The sequence below is a fragment of the Phyllobacterium sp. LjRoot231 genome, assembly GCF_964253365.1.
Lineage (GTDB): Bacteria > Pseudomonadota > Alphaproteobacteria > Rhizobiales > Rhizobiaceae > Phyllobacterium.
In genome coordinates this window covers 2,738,846-2,759,258 of the sequence record NZ_CAXUQT020000001.1, presented here as the reverse complement: position 1 = coordinate 2,759,258, position 20,413 = coordinate 2,738,846, and the positions used below count along the sequence as shown (strand labels likewise).

General features: G+C 57.2%; 15 protein-coding genes and 3 pseudogenes. 11 read left to right on the top strand and 7 right to left on the bottom strand.

The features are described from left to right. Positions 1–90 precede the first annotated feature (90 nt). Positions 91–1,290 carry an MFS transporter gene (locus tag ACSQ3H_RS13630; protein ID WP_436117545.1) on the top strand — a complete coding sequence of 400 codons (1,200 nt, stop codon included), beginning with the start codon at positions 91–93 and terminating at the stop codon, positions 1,288–1,290. 119 nt (positions 1,291–1,409) lie between these two features. After that, positions 1,410–1,849: pseudogene (locus tag ACSQ3H_RS13625) on the top strand (DUF983 domain-containing protein). 537 nt (positions 1,850–2,386) lie between these two features. Here ACSQ3H_RS13625 and ACSQ3H_RS13620 read toward each other — a convergent pair. The 3 genes and pseudogenes from ACSQ3H_RS13620 to ACSQ3H_RS13610 form a co-directional block, all read right to left on the bottom strand. Then, positions 2,387–2,595: pseudogene (locus tag ACSQ3H_RS13620) on the bottom strand (cold-shock protein). A gap of 129 nt (positions 2,596–2,724) precedes the next feature. Continuing rightward, a pseudogene (locus tag ACSQ3H_RS13615) lies at positions 2,725–2,882 on the bottom strand (ATP-binding protein); the annotation flags it as partial. A gap of 548 nt (positions 2,883–3,430) precedes the next feature. Next, positions 3,431–4,069, bottom strand: a complete 639-nt coding sequence (locus ACSQ3H_RS13610; RefSeq protein WP_436117544.1) for a phosphoribosyltransferase — start codon at positions 4,067–4,069, stop codon at positions 3,431–3,433. Positions 4,070–4,432: 363 nt separating this feature from the next. On the opposite strand from ACSQ3H_RS13610, the gene ACSQ3H_RS13605 reads away from it, so the two are divergent. Genes ACSQ3H_RS13605 through ACSQ3H_RS13595 form a run of 3 tightly spaced genes read left to right on the top strand, consistent with a single transcriptional unit; the run spans position 4,433 to position 8,034 of the window. Beyond that, positions 4,433–5,539, top strand: a complete 1,107-nt coding sequence (locus ACSQ3H_RS13605; RefSeq protein WP_436117543.1) for an ABC transporter ATP-binding protein — start codon at positions 4,433–4,435, stop codon at positions 5,537–5,539. Further along, positions 5,536–6,522 carry an ABC transporter ATP-binding protein gene (locus ACSQ3H_RS13600; RefSeq protein WP_436117542.1) on the top strand — a complete coding sequence of 329 codons (987 nt, stop codon included), beginning with the start codon at positions 5,536–5,538 and terminating at the stop codon, positions 6,520–6,522. The genes ACSQ3H_RS13605 and ACSQ3H_RS13600 overlap by 4 nt, the downstream gene beginning before the upstream one ends. A gap of 39 nt (positions 6,523–6,561) precedes the next feature. Next, on the top strand, positions 6,562–8,034 hold the full coding sequence (locus ACSQ3H_RS13595) for an alkaline phosphatase family protein (protein WP_436117541.1): 1,473 nt from the start codon (positions 6,562–6,564) through the stop codon (positions 8,032–8,034). Positions 8,035–8,134: 100 nt separating this feature from the next. Here ACSQ3H_RS13595 and ACSQ3H_RS13590 read toward each other — a convergent pair whose 3' ends face one another. From ACSQ3H_RS13590 to ACSQ3H_RS13575, 4 genes are all read right to left on the bottom strand, one after another. Further along, a complete protein-coding gene (locus ACSQ3H_RS13590) occupies positions 8,135–9,697 on the bottom strand; it encodes an ABC transporter substrate-binding protein (RefSeq protein ID WP_436117540.1) in 1,563 nt (520 codons plus the stop codon). Positions 9,698–9,789: 92 nt separating this feature from the next. Next, a complete protein-coding gene (locus ACSQ3H_RS13585) occupies positions 9,790–10,584 on the bottom strand; it encodes a glycerophosphodiester phosphodiesterase (RefSeq protein ID WP_436117539.1) in 795 nt (264 codons plus the stop codon). A gap of 4 nt (positions 10,585–10,588) precedes the next feature. Further along, positions 10,589–11,410 (bottom strand): ABC transporter permease, encoded by an 822-nt coding sequence (locus ACSQ3H_RS13580; protein ID WP_436119444.1) that lies wholly within the window; start codon positions 11,408–11,410, stop codon positions 10,589–10,591. Positions 11,411–11,469: 59 nt separating this feature from the next. Next, a complete protein-coding gene (locus ACSQ3H_RS13575; RefSeq protein WP_436117538.1) occupies positions 11,470–12,414 on the bottom strand; it encodes an ABC transporter permease in 945 nt (314 codons plus the stop codon). 358 nt (positions 12,415–12,772) lie between these two features. On the opposite strand from ACSQ3H_RS13575, the gene ACSQ3H_RS13570 reads away from it, so the two are divergent. The 6 genes from ACSQ3H_RS13570 (at position 12,773) to ACSQ3H_RS13545 (ending at position 20,393) form a co-directional block, all read left to right on the top strand. Further along, a complete protein-coding gene (locus tag ACSQ3H_RS13570) occupies positions 12,773–13,396 on the top strand; it encodes a hypothetical protein (RefSeq protein WP_436117537.1) in 624 nt (207 codons plus the stop codon). A 42-nt stretch (positions 13,397–13,438) separates the two neighbouring features. Beyond that, positions 13,439–15,340 (top strand): AAA family ATPase, encoded by a 1,902-nt coding sequence (locus ACSQ3H_RS13565; protein WP_436117536.1) that lies wholly within the window; start codon positions 13,439–13,441, stop codon positions 15,338–15,340. 167 nt (positions 15,341–15,507) lie between these two features. Beyond that, complete coding sequence (locus ACSQ3H_RS13560) at positions 15,508–15,831, top strand: hypothetical protein (RefSeq protein ID WP_436117535.1); 324 nt, start codon at positions 15,508–15,510, stop codon at positions 15,829–15,831. A 56-nt stretch (positions 15,832–15,887) separates the two neighbouring features. Next, the gene (locus ACSQ3H_RS13555; RefSeq protein ID WP_436117534.1) at positions 15,888–16,553 is read left to right on the top strand and encodes a DUF294 nucleotidyltransferase-like domain-containing protein; all 666 of its coding nucleotides are present in this window, start codon (positions 15,888–15,890) and stop codon (positions 16,551–16,553) included. A 980-nt stretch (positions 16,554–17,533) separates the two neighbouring features. Next, positions 17,534–18,085, top strand: coding sequence for a hypothetical protein (locus ACSQ3H_RS13550; RefSeq protein ID WP_436117533.1), 552 nt, complete (start codon positions 17,534–17,536; stop codon positions 18,083–18,085). Between the two features lie 16 nt (positions 18,086–18,101). Beyond that, positions 18,102–20,393: an integrase catalytic domain-containing protein gene (locus tag ACSQ3H_RS13545; protein WP_436117532.1), complete on the top strand. Its 2,292-nt coding sequence runs from the start codon at positions 18,102–18,104 to the stop codon at positions 20,391–20,393. The last annotated feature ends 20 nt before the right edge of the window (positions 20,394–20,413 follow it).

Sequence of the window (20,413 nt, the reverse complement as noted above, 5' to 3'; positions counted from 1 at the left end):
AAAATAATTCCATAATAACGGGAATTTATACCGCGAGCAATAAATTCAGTTTGAGATTAAGGTGAATTCCATCATCTGGAGTCTTCCATCTTGTCCTCCCTTGCACATCAAACTCACTCCGTCGCCGCGACGGGTACGACCGAACACGGACACGCGTTGGCTGTTCCGTTGCTGGCGATTGCTGCATTCTCCATCGTAACCACGGAATATATCATCGTCGGGCTCCTCCCCGGCGTTTCGCGTGATCTGCGCATCTCCATTTCCGCCGCTGGTCAGCTGGTTACTTTATTCGCTTTCACCGTCATGCTGTTCGGACCTGTCCTCACCGTGCTTCTGTCGCACGTCGAGCGCAAACGGCTGTTTGTGATAATCCTCGCTATCTTTGCGGTATCCAACGCGGTGGCAGCGTGGTCTCCAAATATCTGGGTTCTCAGCCTCGCACGCTTTCTGCCTGCCCTTGCACTGCCCGTTTTCTGGGGGACTGCCAGCGAGACCGCCGGAGAATTGGCGGACCCCGAGCGCGCGGGCAAGGCTGTGTCCCAGGTTTATCTCGGCATATCGGCGGCTCTGGTGTTCGGCATTCCGCTCGGCACCCTTGCGGCGCAAGGGTTCGGCTGGCGTGGCACATTTTGGGGATTGTCCGCGCTTTCAATCGTCATGGCGATTTTGCTGCAGGTATTCATGCCTACCTTGCCGCGGCCGCAACGTTTGCGGATCGGTGAGCAACTTCGCATCCTCAAAGACCCGTTCTTCCTTGCCAACATCGCCTTGTCGGTCGTCGTTTTCACTGCAATGTTCACGAGCTACACCTATCTCGCCGACACGCTCGAGCAACTGGCTCATATTCCTCCAGCACAGGTCGGCTGGTGGCTGATGGGCTTCGGAGGCGTTGGAATGATCGGCAACTGGCTCGGCGGGCATTTCGTCGGTCGCAACCCGCTGACCGCAACGTTGGTTGCCGCTGCCGTCCTTGCGCTCGGAATGGCAGCCAGCACCCTCATTGCCGGCTCTACTGTCTGGCTTGCCCTGACGCTCGCGGCCTGGGGGATCGCGAACACAGCCCTCTTTCCGATCTGCCAGGTGCGGGTGATGAAATCGGCGTCACATGCGCAGGCTTTGGCCGGAACACTCAATGTTTCGATGGCCAATGCGGGTATCGGGCTCGGTGCGATCATTGGTGGCGTCGCCATCCACCATGTGGGTCTCTGGTCGGTCGGATATATCGGGGCGGCAGTCGCCGTGTTCGCCCTCGTTACCATTCCATTTATCGCCAGGATTCGACCTGAATGAGCTACCATAACATCTTTCGAAATCCCTGGCCTCACCACAGCATCTTTGTTCCGAATCTGATCTTTGCGTCCAATAAAACGGTCACTGAATGAATAGTTGAAGGCCGAAGGAAAGCTGCTATGTCCCTTGAACTGCAATGGCCGCCCCTCTCGCCGATCCGGACCGGCTTGCTGGGGCGGTGCCCCCGCTGCGGAATGGGTCACATTTTTCAAGGATTTCTGTCCCTCAGACCACAATGCGAGGTTTGTGAACTGGATTACTCTTTCGCCTTTCCGGCAGACGGTCGGCGTTCTTCATCATGATGTTCGGCTGCCTTCCGAGCATGCTGTTCGCCGTCTGGCTGCAGACAGCCTACCAGCCGGCGCTCTGGGTTCATCTGTTCACAAGCCTGCCGCTGCTGCTCGTGACGGGCCTTTTGCCGTTGCGGCCGGTGAAGGGATGGTTGGTGAACAGCCAATACTTCCACAAGGCACAGGAAGGTTCGATCGACAGGGACTGGCAAGAAAAGAAAGCGACAAAACATCCGCACGTCTTGCGGACTGAACCCAAGCTGCCTTGATCCGCACGCCGAGCACTTCAGCTTTGGTGCAAGATCCACGTGCATGGCGCTGTGGTTTCTGCCCAACTTCTGCGCCAGCACTTCGAGATCGATCTTTCGCGAGTGGTTGCACCCTCGTCGCTGACAGAACGCCCACATCGTGTATCCATTATCGATCAATGCTCCAATGGTGCCATTTTCGCTGGTATCACTCTGCACTTGAACCGGCTGCGGCTTTGCTTTTGGTTTAAAGATATCTTCATACGGGCGCACGTCGCAATCGGTGCTGTTGCAATCCTTGCACCTGAATTTAAGGCTGGGTGCCGACGCTGGCGGAACTCGTAGCGACATGGCCCGCTCGTCATGAGTCCAAGCTGATGGAGCGTTCACGCGGATGGTGGCAGCCTACTCTGGGCGAGCTGCGATTAGCACGGCGACGGGCGCGGTCCGTCGAGCGCCGAAGGCAGCGGTGAAGAACGGTTTGTCTTCCGAGGCACGACAAGGAAGGCAGACCACGACCCCACCTAATCCTTGCTGCCAGTCTTCGGCTGTGGCTGTTTAGCCAGTGCTCAATTGATCGGCAGACATTTTGCCCGACTTGTTATCACGCACCATCTCGTAGGTAATCTTTTGCCCGTCATTCAAGCAGCGCATTCCGGCGCGCTCAACGGCAGAAATATGGACGAAGACGTCAGCGCCACCGTCATCCGGCTGGATAAAACCGAAACCCTTGGTGCATTGAACCATTTCACAGTACCTGTTGCCACGACTAATCCTCCCGATAGCAAATTCAACAGTATCGTTATCGTTCCACGCAACCTGTACCAAGCCTTTGCACCGGACAAGTACGATCTTGCGATCCCTCCTCTACTCTTAAGTCGGGTGCCTGTCGGGAAGATTAACGCAGTCGCCATCTTGGCATCGACGAAGACGCTGCCCACTCGCTGAAGCTGAGATTGGTGGTGATGATGGCGCTTGTTCTCTCATAAAGCTTGCTCAGCAAATGGAAGAGCAACGCACCGCCTGATGCACTGAACGGCAGGTAGCCGAGTTCAACGGATTACGAGATTTGGAGTGCACAAGGCGATTGGCAATCTAGCCCGACCGGCCTGTTGAAGTGCTTTTATAACTTCAGGATAAACGTAGGACTTCACTTGGCCGTGATCAGTGTCGTCCGCATCAAGTTCTCTCATCAGTGCCGAGTTTGTCTAAAATTGCTCCAATATCTTGCTGCAGCGCAATCACTTCGTTGCGGTTTGCACCAATTCGCGTGTCAAACTCAAAAAGGTCAATTCCGTTGCATCCTCCGGCCAATTGATCGGCAAGACGTTTTATCCTCCGACCTACCGAGAACGGCAGAAACCGTAAACGCTACTGACAGCGGACGTTGCTCTTGCGACCAGCTGCTTGCATTTTGCGATGTCGTTGCTGGTGTTCTTCATATGCTCTCTCCATTCCGTTCGGTCGTATGCCAATGAAAGAATGCTGGAGGCAGTTTTGGCAGTTGTATAGATCCAAAAGCACAAAAATAAATATCTCAGTTCATGAAAACGAGACTTGATGAAATAACGATGCAGCGTGATCCTCCTGCTCGCGGGCTGCTCACAAACGCGCCGACGACATCAATTCTAGTACCTCATTGTCAGTCAGTTGCGGAAAGTCGCCATAGTGCGAGCTTATCGCATCGAGCGCCGCGGGCTCCTCAAGGCAGACTATTTCATCGACATCTTGCCTCAGCGCTTCGATCGTTTCGCTCGCTCCGACCGGCACAGCGAGTATGATCATACGTGGTCCGGCCTGCCTCAGTCCGAGGATTGCGGCCCGAACCGTGGCTCCGGTTGCGATACCGTCATCGACGAGTAGCACGATACGGCCCGCGGTATCGATAGGAACCCGATCTCCGGAATATCGCCGACGGCGACGATCAATTTCCTCGATCTCTTTCGTACATTGATTCTGGAACTCCTCTTCAGAGATTCCATAGCTGCGAATGACGTCGTCATTACGGACAGTTATCGTCTGGGAACCGTCCATGACGGCACCCATGGCGAGCTCCGGTCGATACGGAACACCGACTTTGCGTACGACGAGAACGTCAAGCGGCGCGCCTAGCGTCCTTGCGATTTCAGCCGCGACAGGGACACCGCCACGTGGGAGAGCCAATACGACGACATCTCGATTGCGGTAGTGATTCAAGGCTTTAGCCAATTGCTCGCCTGCGTCGACTCTGTCTTCGAACATGATCATCACCCTCCGCTTGATCGGCGGTAATTGATCCATAACGTACGACGCCGCTTGTTGATCCAGCCCTGCTTTTCATAGCGAGTCCAGTCATTGAGCGAAGCTCAGGGCAACGTAGCCGAGATCGGAACGCGCCGACAATGGCTACGACATTATCGACGAGCGCGGCGCTATCTATCTGAAGGACGAAACTGCTCGTTCTTGGTTGAAGGATCGAAAGTTCCGCTGGGGCGCAAGCAGTGATCCATTGCCTCCGAAATGTGCTCTGGCACCAAAGCGGCGTCAATTTTCGGCCAAAGTTGGCCGCTTCGCGCACCGTGGTGTCATCCGGATGTCATCAACCGGCGATTAATTTCGAAAAACATGAATGATATCTCAAGCCACAGCTCCGCTGCGCCAAGATTGACACCTTCGGCACGCACTCTGACTCCACGCGATCACCCTTGCGCAACAGAACCATTGCTGGAACTGCGGTCATTCACGGTCGCCTTCCCGAACAATGACAGGAACAGCACGCGGGCCGTTCACGGCGTCGATCTTTCTATTGCACCCGGAGAGGCACTTGGCATCGTCGGTGAATCGGGCTGCGGCAAGAGCGTTACCTGGCTCGCAGCCCTCAGGCTCCTCGGCAAGCGAGTTACGACGACAGGAAAGGTTCTTCTGGCGGGCCGCGAATTGTCGCGCATGAGCGAGCGCGAGATCGCCGCCGTCCGCGGTGGGAGGATTGGCCTCATCTTCCAGGATCCGACGAGTTCGCTCAATCCGGTCCATCGCATCGGACGGCAGATCGGCGAGGCGCTGTATTTGCATCGCGGACTCAGCGGCGCTGCCGCGCAGGCCGAGGCGCTGCGGCTTCTCGATCGTGTTGGCATCGCCGATGCGCCTCGCCGGCTGAAGCAATATCCGCATGAATTGTCGGGCGGCACAAACCAGCGTGTCATGATTGCAATCGCCTTGGCGGGTGAGCCGGACGTTCTCATCGCCGACGAACCAACGACGGCGCTGGATGCGACAATCCAGGCCCAGATCCTCGACCTCATTCGGGACATCAGGCGCGATACCGGCATGGGTCTCGTGCTTATCTCGCATGATCTCGGCGTTGTCGCAGACCTCTGCGACCGCGTCGCCGTCATGTATGCCGGACGCGTCGTGGAAACCGCCGCAACTGACACGCTGCTGCACCATCCACAGCATCCCTATACTCGCGGTCTGCTTGCCGCACTGCCGACACTGTACGGACCGCGGGTGCGTCTGACACCTATACCGGGTACTGTTCCCCCTCCCGATACGATGCCGCCCGGCTGCGCATTCGCCCCGCGCTGCCGCTCAGCCACGGCGGTCTGCCAGGCAAGTGTACCGACACTCGTCACCGTCGGCACCGATCATCAAGCCGCGTGTGTGCAACTTCCTGAGCCCCTTACCGAGCCCTCTGGCCACAAACAACGCAAGCACGAAGAGGTTCCGGCATGAACGCGATGCTGACCGTCAAAAAATTGGCAAAGCAATATTCCGCGGCTGGCTTACGCGGCGAGCGCCATCTACTACACGCGGTCGACAATGTGAGCTTTACATTGGAGGCGGGCCGCACGCTCGGCATAGTCGGCGAATCCGGTTGCGGCAAATCGACAACAGCAAAGCTGGTGCTCGGCCTCGTCGCAGCATCGTCCGGCCAAATAGATTTTGATGGCATGCCGGTAACGGCGGTGCGCGATGCGAAATGGCGGGCGTTGCGGCGCTCCATGCAGATGGTCCACCAAGACCCTTTGGCGGCGCTCGATCGCCGTCTAACCGTCGGCGACCAGGTGGCGGAACCGCTGGTCATCCATGGTCTCGAAGCGGATGATGCGGCCCGACGCGAGCGGGCCCGCCTGCTTTTCGAGGCCGTGGGTCTGCGCGTCGATCTTTTCCAGCGCTATCCGCACGAACTGTCGGGCGGTCAGCGCCAGCGTGTGGTCTTGGCTCGCGCTTTGGTGCTCGATCCAAAGCTCGTCGTCTGCGACGAGCCCATTTCGGCTCTTGATGTTTCCGTGGCAGCCCAGGTTATCAATCTTCTGCAGGACCTGCAGGCCCGTTTCGGCATGGCCTATCTCTTTATCAGTCATGATCTCAAGGTCGTGCGACAAATCGCTGATGAAGTGGCCGTTATGTATCTCGGCCGCATCGTCGAGCAGGGTCCGCCGGACAAACTCTTCCATGCACCCGCCCACCCCTATACGGAAGCACTGGTTTCGGCTGTGCCGACGCCTTGGAGGCGGACACACCAGCGCATCATACTATCGGGCGATCCGCCCAACCCGGTAGACCGGCCCAGCGGTTGTGCATTTCATCCACGCTGCCCGCGAGCCATAACCCGGTGCCGCACCGAGTCCCCGCCCCTGCAACGTATTGCTGACGGGCGGCTTGCCGCCTGTCATCTGGTGCCAGTGGCCGCGCCGATCCGCGCTGCAGCCTGATTTTACCGACAACCAAACCTTCCATCCGGAGTAGTACTTATGACTGACGATAGAACGCTGATCGCCGATCGCGTTATTGTGGCGGTATTCGATGGGTTGCGGCCAGATATGGTGACGCCGGAATTCACACCCAATGTGCTGCGGTTGGCCGCACGCGGCACCTGGTTCCGCCAGGCCCGCAGCGTCTTCCCCTCAGTGACCCGAGTCGCTACCACCGCGATCGCGACCGGCGCGCCCCCCACCGTCCACGGCATTGTCGGCAACGCGTTCTACCACCCCGCTGTTATGCTCGAGCGCACTTTCGACACGAGCCGGGCAGAACATATTCGCCGTGCCGAAGTGCATCACAACGGTCGTTTCGTCGATGTGGATACGCTCGGTGACGTGCTTGCCCGCGCCGGAAAACGGCTCGCTGTGGTGCACACGGGTTCAGCAGGATCAGCCCATCTCGTGAACCCACGCGCCAATGTCAACGGCCACTGGACGTTCTCGATGCACGGCCCGGATGGCACTCAAACGCCTGCCGCTTTCGAGGAAGCGCTGAAGCATATCGGCCCGCTGCCTGAACGTGAACTGCCTCGCCTCGGCGAAATGCAATACGCAGAGCGGCTCATGGTTGAGTACGTGTTGCCAACGCTTGCACCGGACGTAGCACTCGTCTGGTTCAATGAACCCGACACCACCTACCACTATAAGGGTCTTGGTTCGCCGGAGGCGATCGCGGGTCTGCAAGAAGCAGACAAGGCTTTTGGCAGTATCCTCGATTGGGTAGATGCACAGCCCAATGCAGATCGCATCGTTGTAATCGTCGCCTCGGACCATGGTCAGATTTCGACAAGTCTTATTCATCCACTATTCGATGGCGCAGGCAAAGCGGGTTTCGACATCGGCACAAGGGACGAACTTGACGGTGCGGCATTTGTCGCCACCGGCGGTCTCAGCGGCGAAATACGCCTGCTCCATGGCGACCGTACCAAGCTCGACCATCTTGCCGCCTGGCTTGTGGAACAACCCGAAGTCGGCCATCTGTTCTCGCCCGGCCGCAACGAGATCGAAGGTCACATTGAGGGGACTTTGTCGCTCGGCCTGATGGGCAATGGCCATGATCGACAGCCGGACCTTATGTTCATCCTCAGATCCGACCTGACACCCGATCAGTTTGGGCTGCCGGGCCTTGGTATCATGACACCCGGCGATGTACCGCTTGGCGGCGGCATGCATGGCGGTATCAACCCACATGAACTTAACACCGTACTGATCGTCGGAACCGAGACGTCAGAGGGACGAGGCCAACATTCTGCAGCACCGGCCGGCATTATCGATGTCACGCCGACCGTGCTCGGCCTGCTTGGTCTGCCGCAATCCGCAACGATGCGTGGCCGTAATCTCATCCACGCGCCCCGCGAAGAAGCGCGCGTCAAGCGTCACTCCACGGGGTTTGGTGCCTTCACCCAGCATGTTGATATTGTCGAGCAGGACGGCCGAAGCTTTATCCTCGGCGGCGGACAGTAGCTAAGTCCGGCCGTTCCGCGCAGAGCAGCCGTCTCAAAAAGTTTAAAATAGAAAGGACGAAGGCGCATCACGCGCCTTCGTCCTTTTCGTAACTGGATAGTCAGGCACGGCCGAACGATAAATTATCCGGGCGCAGATCCATGAAGTAGAAGGTGGTCGGACGCCAGGCAATTGACTTCTTGATCGCATAGGCCTCGCTCGGCTGATAGAGGATCGTCGCCTCGGCTTCATCTTCCCAGATATCGAGCAACTGCGAGAACAGAGCCTTGCGCTTGGCCGGATCGGTTTCAGCTTCCAGCTGATAGCCTACCTTGTTGAAAGCCTCCGCTGTGTTCCACATCCCAGAGACCTGGACTTCACCGGCTGGCCCCCACGCCACCCAGATCGCACCGAGTGGATCTGGCAGGCGCGTCGAGTTCGACCAGTTGAAAATCTGCACGCCCGGACCGCGCAGCTGCGCCGAGTTCTCGACCACCTGAAGCGACGCATTGATACCCACAGCTTTCCACTGTTCGATCAGCACCTGACCGCTTTCCAAAGCGTTCGTGTAGTAGTTGGCCTGAGTCCGATAAACGATCGGCTCGCCCTCGTAGCCAGCTTCGGCAAGCAATGCCTTTGCCTTCTCGGGGTCGTAGGGAAGTTTCCGGCCCTCAAGAAACATCTGGCCATATTCCGGGAAATTGTGGCTGGCAGGCACAACCGCCGTACCCTGCCACAGGGTATCGACGAGCTTCTGCCGGTCAATGGAGCAGACGAGAGCCTGCCGAATGCGCTTGTCGGCGAGGATCTTGTCCTTCTCGTTAAAGGCAAGCACATGCACATTGGCGAGAACGACCGAACGTACGTCAATATCGGGATAGCTGCCGACAACGCTCATCTGGTCTGGCGGGACATTGGTGATGAGGTCATAGTCGCCAGCTACAAGGCCAGCGACGCGGGCGGCGAGCTCCGGCACGCGTTTGAAGCTTACGCGTTTGGCCGTGGGCTTGGCCATGAAATAGTCGTCGAAAGCTTCCAGCACAGTCGCGTCAGTGGGGTTGTGCGACACAACCCGGTAAGGACCAGTTGCAACGGGTTTGCGGGAATAAGCTTCAAAACCCATTTCCTCATAGGCACGCTTGTTGACGATCCAGGAACACCAGGAGGCGAGACGCTGTTCAAGCAGCACGTCCGGCACCTTTGTGCGGAACCGCACCGTGTAGCGGTCAACGGCATCGACACCGGCCAGCACGCCGAAATAGGCCTTGCCACCGGGGATCTGGGCCTTGTCGCCCCACATGCGTCCGTCACGGAATGTATAGGCAACGTCATCGGAGGTCAGCTCGTCACCATTGTGGAATTTCACACCCTGGCGCAACGTGACAACGAGTTCCTGCGGCGATACGCGTTCCCATTTGGTGGCGAGATGCGGCTTGAGTGCGGAGCCGCCGCCATCGGCTGCACCGAGAAAATCGCGGCGGATCAGCGTGTCGAAGATTGAATAGGTGACGCGCGTGCCGACATTGGATAGTTCGCGTGCAGGCTCGAGAGTTGCCGGCAGATCAGCCACTGCTACGGTGAAGTTGGGACGATTGTCGTCCTCGGCAAAACTCGGGGATGCACTCAAAACAAAGGGAGCCGCGACGGCACCTTCCAGAAAGTGTCGGCGTGAAATTGTGACCATTGTATTTCCTCGAGACCAGGCATAGTTGGACGTCTCGCAATGATGATTGCAAGACCGTGGGAGAGTGTGAACGATAGGCCCCCATACCTAGTTCACGCAGATGACGTCGCTGTGACATTGGCCAACGATCTGACTGTCGGATGTGCTTGTGTGAGAAGGCGCGGATCGTCGAGAAGTATGGCATCTGGGGCTAGGAGCGCTAGCCGTTTGAGGCCATCGAGGTCGATGTGCCCGACGGGGAAATGTGGATGTTCTTCAGGCAACGGCACCGAGCGCGGCTGGCCGACCATGATGGCGAGTCGCATCCCTTCGCCGTGCACGGCAGCAGCGCGTTCCGGAGTTGCCATGCCTTGCCACAGCCTGAACCAGGTTGCGCCGGCATTTCGTGCCGTTGCGTGTGAATCCGGATCCGCCACCAGCGCTAGAATGGCTATGTCCGCTGCTATTGTTCGCACCGCGGTGATAAGTGCGATATCGCGCAAACCAAGCATGATTCGCGCCATTGCACCACTGGCCGCCACCTCATTGATGATCTGGGGAAGGTTCGCACGGTCCATCAGCTTCACGTCCAGCAGAAGGCCAAGTGGACGCGATGCGTCGATGGCTTGCTTTAGCGTCATGACAGCCGGCACGAGACTGCGTAGCGTCGCTAGATCGAGCTCAGCCACGGCACGCGGATCGCCGTAGAGACGCAGGAGGTCTGCGTCGTGCAGACACACGTAAACGCCGTCTGTCGTGCGACGTACATCCGTTTCCACCGCATCCGCGCCACCGGCCATTGCCGCTTGAAAGGCCCCGGCAGTATTCTCGGCGGCCAGGAGTGCGCCGCCGCGATGCGCAATCACAAGCGGCGGATGGTCGGGATTGATCCACGATATGAATGGCATTGCCTTATCCCCTGCCAATTGTCGGATCTAGCCTGTCGCGGAGCCAGTCTCCGAACAGGCTCATGCTCAGCGTCGTCAGGAAAATGACAAGGCCGGGAAGAACTGCAATCCACCATGCATTGAGGAGATACCCCCGCCCTTCGCCAAGCATCAGCCCCAGGGATGTGCCGGGCGGCTGCACGCCGAGGCCAAGAAAGGAGAGCGACGTTTCCAGAAGGATCGTACCCGGGAAGTTCAGCGTTGCTTGGACGACCAATGACGAGACAATGTTCGGCAGGATATGTCGCAGGATTACACGACCGGGCCGTGCGCCCAAAGCCTCGACTGCGTTGACATAGTCGCTCTCCTGTTCCGACACGACAAGGCCCCGCGCCAGTCGCGTGTAGCGATCCCACCCATCGATACTGACAAGAATGATGAAGAGCACGATATTATTGCCGAAGAATGCGAGCATCGTCAGCGCCAGAAGCAGCGACGGAATCGAGGCCTGCGCATCGACCAGCATCATGATGATCTGGTCTACTACGCCCCTGAAACGCGCCGCAATGAAGCCAAGAGCCGTTCCAAAAACAGCTCCGATCAACGTACCGAGGACAGCGATCAGGATTGACGTGCGAACGGCATAGATGAGCCGGCTCAGAATGTCCCGTCCGAGTTGATCAGTGCCCAGTATATATGTCACGTCCCCGCTGACGGAGAGCGGCGGGCGAAGGCGGGCCACCAAATTCTGGCTCGAATAGTGGAGAGGCGCGAGCCAGTCAGCGAAAATGGCCACAAATACAACAAAGACAAGAAAAGCCGCCGAGACCAAGACGGTCGGCGACATGGCGAGACCGCGTCTCCGTTTCGGAATGGCGGTAACGCCCTCGGCTGGATCAATCGTCGTCACGATGGAACCGCGCTCGAAGCACGCCGAAAGCCGCCCAGCCGCGGATCAATCAAGATGTGAAGTATATCGACCAGCAGATTGGCACAGACCATGATGAGCGTAATGGTGAGAATGGAAGCCTGAACGACCGCAAGGTCGCGCGTCGCGACGGCATCAACCAGAAGCCGGCCTAGACCTGGCCAGGCGAAAATTGTCTCGGTCACTGCACTTCCGGCCAGAATGCCGCCGATCTCGATACCGAGGAACATAAGAAGTGGCACAGCGGCATTTGGCAGAGCGTGGTAGATAACAACCCCAAGCGGTCTCACGCCTCTGGCTCGGGCCGCGCGAATGAAAGGCTTCCCCAGCACTTCTAACGTCGATGTTCGGGCAAAGCGGGCAAGTCGCCCGGCAAGCGGCAGCCCTAGAGTCACCATCGGCAGAACAAGATGAGCAAAGCTATCAGACCCTGCCGATGGGAGCACGCGCAGCTTCAACGCAAAGAGTAGAATGAGCAGTATCCCGAGGAAGAAAATCGGAATGGCATAGCCGAACACTGCTGTGGCCATGGCGAGCCTGTCAATCGAACTATTGTGCTTGAGAGCGGCCACAATACCGAGCGGGAGGCCAACGAAAAGAGCGAGTAGCAGGGCTGACAAACCAAGTATTGCCGTCTTCGGCAAAGCCTCCACTACCGATTGGAAGGCCGGGCGGCTATCCGCAAAAGAAACGCCGAAATCACCTTTGACGGCGCTGACAAGGTAGAGCCCATATTGTTCGTAAAGCGGCCGGTCGAGCCCCCATGCCTCACGATAATAGGCGCGGACATCTGGCGGCGTATCGATCGACAGCATGATGTCAGCCGGATCGCCTGCCATACGCAACGCGACGAAAACACCGGAGACACAAAGGAAAAGCGTAAAAATGGCGCGGCCGAAACGCAGTGCGAGAAACTTCAACATTATTGAGCTTGGGTGCCCCTAAGTTCGCGAAGGGGATTATGTACGAACCTATCGGTGACAAGTTGATGACGTAAAGCCTCATTCTGAACTACAATCGCTTGAAAACGCCCAGGCAACGGCGCTAAAGCAACAGACTCAGAGCAGCCTAGAACGTTCTAATTGGTGGCCGAAAGCGCCGATAGTTTCCCCAAACGCACCACGTGACTCTGCTGGCTTTATGCAAGCCTATTGACTAGCACATATTTGTTCGCTATTTGTTCTACACCATGTCAGAGAAAACACTCCGAATATAACGCAGATCGCGTCTCCCCTCGCCCCCTCGGCGACCGATCCCTGTTGCGTATATTCGGAGTGTTCCATGTCCCTCCTCCCCGTCAATGAATCCGAACACCTGTCGTCGATCCGCGCGTCGGCGAGCAGAAGTTCTCGTTATCCGAACGGTACCATTCGCTGCATCGGCGCGGCCATGTTTCGAACCCTGGATGCGCACGCGTATGGCTGCTTGTTGGATCTGGACACTGATGTGTCGTCGTGGTCTTGCCTGCCGTTCATTGTAGTAAATGATGGTGAGCGCCACGCACCAGATTTTGTCGTCACACGAGCGGACGGCGACTTTCTCGTCGATGTCGTGGTCGCCGAGAACCCCCAATTGCCGTCATGGCTGGCAGGCGCAGCGGCGCGTAGAGGATATTCCCACTTTGCCGTCTTCAAAGCCGATCTCATTGCAAAATCCGTTCGGATTGCCAACGCCAAAGACCTCCTGAGATACGCGCGGTGGACAACGCCGCTCGGGGATCGACTGAGGCTCCTTACCACTCTCGACGAACACGGCTCCCTGACAGTGGCCGAATGCCTCACTGCATTCAGGGAGATTCCGGCAATGGCCGGTTTGGCATCGATGGTGCTGCATCGGTTCCTCGAAGTCGATCTCGACGACGAGCTCTTAGGTCCCGACACATTGGTTCGGCGGCACCGCGCCTGACATCGAGCTTTGGCCGATCAACGCACTTTCAAATGGTGTACTATGAGCAAAAAAACGAACAATCTTCGCAGAAATATCTCGCAGTTTCTCGCACACTGCGCGATGTCGAAGGCGTGCCGGAACCAATATCAACTGCGTTACGGTCTGCCCGTGGTTCTCGGAATTGTGGTGCCTGACCCGGACGACATCGAGGTCTATACAGCGATCGTCGATTATGTGGCCAACAAGGAAGCCCGGACATGGGGCTTTGGGGTTGGGCGTTACGACGCCGAGGTGGTGACCCTCAAGCATAGTGGCAAGGGCCAAAGGCCGGACAGCAAGAACGTTTTGCGCAGTCTGGCCAACACTCAACGCGTTATTGTCGTGGCGGATTGCCTCGATGCCCTGCCCACCGAATTTTCTGCCGTTGCGGACGGCGTCGTTGAAATCCTGCCTCCAGACCCACGACATATCAGGGCCGCTGCATGGGTCTGTGTCGGAGAAAGGATCTCCTTGGCGGAAGCGTCAACGATCGCCGAGAATCCGCTGAAGATTATTGCAGTGGCAATGCGTCCAGGCCGCTCCATCAAGAAATCGATCTCTTTGCTGGAAGGGTTTCCGGGAAAAGGCACCAGTTCGCCCAATCTTGGCGACGGTCCGCTCTTAAAGGACCTGCACGGGCTCGGCGAAGCAGGGCAATGGGGAGAAGAACTCGCAATCGATCTCGCCGACTGGAAATTTGGAAAGATTGGTTGGGCTGAAGTAGACCGAGGGATCCTTCTAAGCGGTCCACCAGGGACCGGCAAAACCACGTTTGCCGGTGCGCTCGCAAGAACATGCGGAGCGCATCTTGTGATCGCTTCCCTCGCTCGATGGCAATCGATGGGGCATCTGGGAGATTTGCTGAAAGCGATGCGAGCTTCGTTCAACTCAGCGCGCATCAATACGCCGAGCATTCTTTTCATCGACGAAATCGACGCGGTTGGCGACCGGGATAAGGCCACCGGCGACAACAGACAGTATCACATCGAGGTCGTCTCGGGCCTCCTCGAGCAACTCGACGGCGCGGAGAAACGCGAGGGCGTCGTTGTGGTTGGTGCTTGCAACAATCCCGCTTTTTTGGACCCCGTCTTGACGCGCGCCGGACGACTGGATCGGCATATCAAGATTCCCCTCCCCGACGTGGACGCACGCCTTGGCATCCTGCGGTGGCATTTACGCAACGACCTAACTGACGACGAACTAGGTACCGTCGTCGAAGCGGCGGACGGCTGGTCCGGTGCCGCCATCGAAAAGTTGGTCCGAGATGGTCGCAGGCTTGCGCGGCGGCGTCGACGGGGGCTTCAAGTTGGCGACCTCATTGAATGCCTTCCTGAACGGTACACGTTTTCAGCATCGTTTATGCGCCGCAATGCATTCCACGAAGTCGGCCATGCGATCGTCGGCTTGGAGCTTGGCGTAGGAAACCTTGTTGAAATCAGGCTTTCGGATTCGGTTGAGATCGACGGGGCGAGTCATCAGGAAGGTGGCATCGTACATTTCGATGAAATCTCGAACCTGGAGAGGCTTCCCGCCCAAATTCTCGACAGGATTGCGTTGAACGTCGCGGGCGCTGCCGCAGAGCAAGTATTCTTGGGCGTTCACGGTTCCGGATGGGCGGGTGTCCGAGGGTCCGATCTTCATAGGGCGACCTTGCTGGCGTTGTCCATGGAAGCGTCGTACGGCCACGGCGAGACGTTCTTGTACTTGGCGGACGACACGGAGCCGGAACTAACCGCCGCAATGCGATTGAACCCCCTTCTCCAACAGAAAGTCCGGCAGATTCTCGGGCAACAATTTGATCGCGCCAAGGATATTTTGAATAGCAGACGTGTGGATGTCGAAGCCATCGTTCAAGCGCTTCTGAGAGAGCGGCACTTGACCGGGGGCGACGTTCTACGAATCCTCAAAGGGACACTCCAGTGATGTTGCATCGACGAAAGCATCTAGAATTCTGCCAGTTGACGGACCTTCTCCTGCTGCGGCGGGCACGAATAGCGCGTGCCGAGTAAGCGAACACGAGGGCCGCACAAGAATTCAATCCAAACAGATGAAAAAGCGTGGAAGCATCGCTTCCGCGATGGAGAACCAATATGCAAATTATCAATGATGCCGATCAGGCTGCGCACAAACTTAATGTCGAAATCGAAACCCTCGAAAACTTGCTCCGCGATTTGAAGAGTCTCCGCTCGGGAAGCTTTCCCGATAAGAAAGCACTGGCATCGGCACCGCTCATCGACCAATGGTCGCTTGGGACAAGACCCGTGCCTTGTCTTTACGGTGTGATCTCGGGCCATCCTCGCTTCCGTAGATCGGAAGGCGTCACCAGCGACGTTTGGGTCATGTCTCCGAACCGCAGGTTCATTCGAACAATGTCTCGATACTATCGGCTTGGAGTACGCGCCGGAAAGACATGACGTTCAGAATAATATCGATCCGTCTGGTTTAACATCACATCACCTTGGAGGAAGCATTGGCAAGGTCAACGCCGCAGAGCGCGATCCGCAATCCCCTGTCCTATATCTTTGGCGTGGATGCTAATGTCGGTGTCCTGCGTGAACTCGTGCGGCATGGCGGCCTTCTGTCCAGCTCCGATATCCGGTACAGGTCCGGGCTGTCCAAAAGCAGTGTCAGGCTCGGGTTGATCTCTCTGGAGCGATCGGGGGTTGCAATCAGTGAGGGCTCGCAGTTCACGAAGCTACACCGCTTCAATCGAGCCCATTCTCTCGGCCCGCAAATCGAGGTCCTTTTCGATGCCGAGACGAACCGATTTTCCCAAATCGTCGACACCGTTCGAAACAGCGCCGGCGATCGGCGATCGTTAGTCAAAAGCCTGTGGATTTACGGAAGCGTTGCCCGAAAGGAAGATGGACTGGAAAGCGATCTCGACATCTGCCTGATCGCAGATAGCCAGTATCTTGCCGAAGCGGTGGACGCTGTCAGGGAGCACCTTCAGAAACCGTCCACAAGACTCGGCTTCGCTCTAAGCGTTGTCGGACTTGATTTGACGGATGCAGCACGGCTCTCCCACGACGCCGATCCTTGGTGGATTAGCATGATCGTGGATGCCATCGTCCTTGTAGGAGATCGACCCGAAGATGTCCCGATTCGTGGAATGCGCGATGGGCGATCATCCTAGCTATCGCCGTCGGCTTGATCCTGTTCTGGCATACCGGGGCAGGTTTAGTCGTCTCGGCATTGATGGCATGGGGGTAGCCTTTGGAGAGATGATCCTTGCTGGCCTTAGGATATTGACACACGTGTTTTGCTAACCAGGTTGTGGAAACATTGCGCTGCTTCCTTAGGAGGAGCCATCGACAATCTCTTGTTTGATGCCGAGCATGAGACGCAATATCCTTAGGGTAGGCCTAAAAGCAGCGAAGAATTCGGGCACGCGCACATTGAGGCGCTATTCAAGATTGTCGAACCCAGCAGGTTAAACGTTGGCTATCAATAATGCTAAGAATAAAATATGACCATCCCAAGTATCAACCTATAGACAAATAGCCCGGAACGAACCGAGAAACATTCACTAGATCTTGATTGGCGATGCCATAATGGCGCAACATCGTGTTGTTTTATCGAAAGATTCTTGAGAAATGGATCTTGCGCTTGGCATAATCTCGTGCAATACAGCGCCTCCCGAGCAAATCGGGCAGAAAAAAGGCAAGTGCAACCATGAATAGAAACATATCGATATTTGCGCGGAACGACCGCCAAACTGCTTTCTAAAGCATCGGTATGTATTGCCGATGCTATGGGCATCGGTTTGTCGCTCGTTCCCCTCCGGAAATACCTGAGTCTTCTTGGAAAGGGAACCACCATGCGTGCACGTCATATTCTCCAATTTCATCGCGAGCTTCAACGCGGCGTCGAGGGGCGGCCAATTCCGTCCGGTCCGACATTTCTCCTGCCGTCATCCAAACGTTCGGGTGTTGATGCAGAGACCCACGAAAGAGGCTGCCATATACCGGCAATCTGACTTCCGCCGATACGGCCAATTCCACTTCACTACCGTACGTCCCGACCAAGCGATCTGATGCCTCGCGCCGCCCTCCCCTGCGGACGAAGGCATCGACACGCGGGTCATTCGTCAACGACCTCACCAACCAGGAGGTCGTGGTCGAAAGCCAAATCGAACGCGGTCTCGGGACGATCCTGCTTGCGCAGCACGATGTTAACCGCATCGAAGATCAGCCAACGGCGGTTCGATATAAGGACGACGATGGTGTGGTGCGCGAGCACACGTTCGATTTCCGCGCTTGGTATCTAAGCGGAAAGATCGTTGCCTTTGCCGCGAAGGCCTCGGGACAAGTCGCGAGGAGCGGGATCCGTAGGACACTGTCCTTGATTTGCGAGCAGAGTTTGAAGGGCTTTGCCCACGAGGTCGTGCTCGTGACGCAGAACCAGATCACCGACGGCCGCGTATGGAACGCCAGCCAAGTCGTTCGCTCACGGAAGATGAGGAACGACGAGCATTGCGAGCAACTTCGCGGGTTTGCCGCGCAGTTCAGGGGTGCGATCAGCATGGCTGACCTGATCTCCTCCTTTGAAGTACCGGCATACGGCCGCAACGCCATGTTTTGCCTGATTTACGATGGGTACCTAGTTCCGATCGAACCACACGAACGCATTCAATTCACGAGCCTTCTGGCCGTGAACCGCAACTGAGGGAAAGGAAATCACAATGCCTCAAGTCAAAACCAATCTCGGACCACGTCAGATCATCCCGTCCTATCGCTTTGGACTGTTCGACAAAGTCCTCATCGATGGTGTCGAGAACGGCGTCGCCAGTTCGGACGGCCGGATCCACGTCTTTGTCCGCAAGGACGGACCGGCAATCCCGCAAACGTTCAGCAACGAGCAGGTGCACGAGATGCTTCATGCGGAACCAACGTTGATGGAAGTTCAGCCCCGAGCGTATGCGCCAGTCGAAGCTAAGCTTCGGCACAACGGCGTTGCCTTGGTAAGCGAACTCTCGGAATCCCAGCAGATGAAGGTGCTTGTGAAGCAGGAGTTCTGCCGTAGGTGGCTTGCGCTCGAGGCCAACGACAACTCCCTTCGCCGGTCCGACAAGTGCATGAAGCCGCGCATCGTGAGCATCTGCAACGAGATCCTGGCCGACCGCAAGCTCGGGTTCGAAAAGAAGATGCGCTGGAAGGCATCCTCCCCAACCGTCGACACTCCGCCTGCACGCACGCTTCGTCGGTGGCTGAAGATCTACGAACTCTCCCATTCCAACGCGGTCGCGCTCAAGGACCATTTCGGCCGTTCGCGCAAGCGGGATGAGTTCACGCCCGAAGAATATGGCATCCAGCAGTCCTTTGCATTGCAGTACGCAAGCACTAAGAAGCCGACCATGCTGCATCTCTACAAGTTGATGTGCACCAACGTCAACGACCAGAACATCCAGCGCGCAGCAGCAAAACAGCCAAGTCTTCGGGTGCCATCCCTGAAGACCTTCCAGAACCGCATCAACTCATTGCCGCCTTTTTTCGTCTATGCTGGCAGGTATGGCGACGGTGCCGCCCGCGCAAAGTTTGCGATGGTCACCACGGGTGTGAACGCCACCTATCCTCTCGAGCGTACTGAAGCGGATGAGTGGAGGATCAATCTCCAAACGCTGCTTGCTCAGGCGGATATCTGGTCGACTCTGACGACGGAAGAAAAGGCCGCCGTCCAACGCAGCCGCCTGTGGTTTTCCGGTGTGATTGACGTCGCGACGAAGTGCATTCTCGGTTTCCGAATTACCCGGAAAGAACCCTCGACCGAGTCTTCGATCACTGCGCTTGAAATGGCGGTCTGCGATACGAGCAGGTACGCTCTGGCAGCCGGCTGCGAGACCCCCTGGGACATGTTCGGTGGCGTCGAAACGGTCGCTACGGATTCGGGTGCTGGTTACGCCTCTCTTGCCTATCAAGTCACCGTCAATGATCTCACCGGCAGTGGCCTTCTGCCTCCGTCCGGCGAGGCGCACCTTCGCGGAACCGTCGAACGCTTCTTCCAGACGATGGACACGATGGGCCTGAGTTTCTTCTCGGGTCGCACGTTCGGGTCGATCCTGGCCAAGGGAGACTATGACGCCGAGGGCAACGCCAGCCTTTGCATGGACACAGTCAACAAGATTTTCATCCGCTTGATCGTCGACTTGTATCACAACACGGCCCACAGCTCGCTCGGCGGCGAAACTCCACGCAATGCATGGCTGCGTCTGTCATACGAACATGGCATTGCACCCCCGCCCACCGGCACGCGGCGTCGCAATATTTTTGGGACCAATGTCGAGCGCAAAATTACAGCGGAAGGTATTCCATTTCTCGGCATCTTTTTCGACTCTCCAAAACTCCAGGAATTGCGCCGCACCGTCCACAACCGGAACGTTCTCGTCAGAATTGACCGTTTCGATTTGTCTGGAGTTTCCGTTTGGTCAAAAGAGGGATGGTACCACGTCCCTGCGCGCTTGGCCGGACTGGAAGGCGTGAGCGTATGGGCGTGGACGGCCGCTGCCGAAAAACTGCGGGCGATCAACCGGGCTAACACAAAAGTCTCCGAACAAGTGGTGTTCAGGGTAATCAAGTGGCTCGCGTTGCAGGCTTCCCTCGCAGAAGCCGAGGCCGAGCTCGCCACACCAGTCCTCAGCGACGAACACTTCCGCAAGATCGAGCATCGACTGACCCGCTATATCACCGTGGTTGAAGGCGACACCGGCGACGACGTCGATTTCGCCACGCTCGGCGAATGGGCACCATCCAGCGAATTCTCGGAGCTTTTCGGCGTCGATCTCGTCGTTTTCAAACCCGAACCCGTGAAGTCCGCTGCCAAGAAAAAGCGGGAGGTTAAGGGTGCAGCCCAGACCACCGCGCCTGCAGACGACAACCAATATCCAACCGTCGACGTCGATGACGAGGAAGTCGATGACGAGGAAGACGACGACATCGACCAGTTCGGAAGCATCGTTCGCTTTCGGACCGATTTCTAACCCAAACGCAAAAAGGAGTA